Source organism: Psychrobacter pasteurii, from assembly GCF_900162815.1.
Lineage (GTDB): Bacteria > Pseudomonadota > Gammaproteobacteria > Pseudomonadales > Moraxellaceae > Psychrobacter > Psychrobacter pasteurii.
The window spans coordinates 1-733 of the sequence record NZ_FUGD01000002.1 but is presented as its reverse complement, the minus strand read 5'-3'; the positions used below and the strand labels follow the sequence as shown (position 1 = coordinate 733).

The following is a 733-nucleotide window of genomic DNA, read 5'->3' as shown; positions in this document are numbered from 1 at the left end:
GCAGAGAACTTTGGCTACAACCCTAGAAGCGTCTATACCATAAGAAGGAAATACTGGTTGCATGGTATCACTAGTGTCTATGACGCAGCTGGCAGAGGCAGAAAGAGTCTTTTAGCAGAAAAAGACATAGAACCATTCAAACAAGCGATAGTAGAAGCTCAGCAGCAAAGAGGTGGTGGTAGGCTCACCGCAAAAGACATCGCACAAATCGCCAAGGAGCAATTTAACGCCAACTATACCCCTAAAGCGATCTATCCTCTCATGAAACGTATTGGTATGAGCTGGATATCTGCGCGTAGTCAGCATCCTAAGGCAGATCCTAAAGTCATGGAGGCATATAAAAAAACTTCCTTGAGCAGGTAAAGCAAGTTCTACCTGATGGTGTTGATATCAAGCAAGTTGATATATGGTTTCAGGATGAAACACGTATTGGCCAACAAGGCTCTATCACAAGGGTTTGGCACTATAAAGGACAAAGACCTCGAGTAGTCAGGCAGCAGCAGTTTGAATCGACTTATCTGTTTGGTGCCTTTAATCCGGCGACAGGTGAGAGTGTTGGACTTGTTCTACCTTATGTGAATAAGCAAGCTATGGCATTGCATATGGAGGAAATCAGTAAAGCTGTTCCTGAAGGTCGGCATGCCGTGGTGGTCATGGATGGGGCGCTATGGCACCAACCAAGTTTGGATCAAGACAATGTGACCATGCTTAAATTGCCTCCCTACTCACCTGA

General features: G+C 45.3%; 2 protein-coding genes. Both read left to right on the top strand.

Annotation, left to right across the window (positions count from 1 at the left end; all coding sequences use genetic code 11):
- Positions 1–363 (top strand): winged helix-turn-helix domain-containing protein (locus A1232T_RS00015; protein ID WP_208606886.1); only part of this gene is annotated, 363 nt, incomplete at its 5' end.
- A gap of 26 nt (positions 364–389) precedes the next feature.
- On the top strand, positions 390–733 hold a 344-nt coding region (locus A1232T_RS14570; protein ID WP_208606887.1), incomplete at its 3' end, for a transposase.